Source organism: Frankia gtarii, from assembly GCF_025403375.1.
In the GTDB taxonomy this organism is placed as follows: domain Bacteria; phylum Actinomycetota; class Actinomycetes; order Frankiales; family Frankiaceae; genus Frankia; species Frankia gtarii.
The window spans coordinates 1-545 of record NZ_JAMPTM010000609.1; the positions used below are offsets into that span (position 1 = coordinate 1).

A 545-nucleotide genomic window follows, 5' to 3' on the forward strand; every position below is an offset into this window, starting at 1 on the left:
GTCGAGGAGCCCGCCGTGGACCCGGCCGGTCTGTACGCGGCGGTGCCGACGGATTCGCGCACGCCGTATGACGTGCGGGAGGTGATTGCGCGGATCGTGGATGGGAGTCGGTTCGCGGAGTTCAAGCGGGAGTACGGGGCGACGTTGGTGACCGGGACGGCGCGGTTGCATGGTCATCCGGTGGGGATCGTGGCGAACAACGGGGTGTTGTTCGCCGAGTCGGCGTTGAAGGGGGCGCATTTCATCGAGCTGTGTGATCAGCGGGGGATTCCGTTGGTGTTTTTGCAGAACGTCTCGGGGTTCATGGTGGGGCGGGAGTACGAGGCGGGGGGGATCGCCAAGCACGGGGCGAAGATGGTGACGGCGGTGGCGTGTGCGCGGGTGCCGAAGTTCACGGTGGTGATCGGTGGGTCGTTCGGTGCGGGGAACTACTCGATGTGTGGGCGGGCGTATTCGCCGCGGTTTCTGTGGATGTGGCCGAACGCGCGGATCTCGGTGATGGGTGGGGAGCAGGCCGCGGCGGTGCTCGCCACCGTCCGCCGCGA

General features: G+C 67.3%; 1 protein-coding gene. It reads left to right on the forward strand.

Features of this window, described 5'->3' with window-relative positions:
• The coding region (locus NBZ83_RS32545; RefSeq protein ID WP_308203409.1) for a carboxyl transferase domain-containing protein at window positions 1–545 on the forward strand (545 nt) is incomplete at both ends.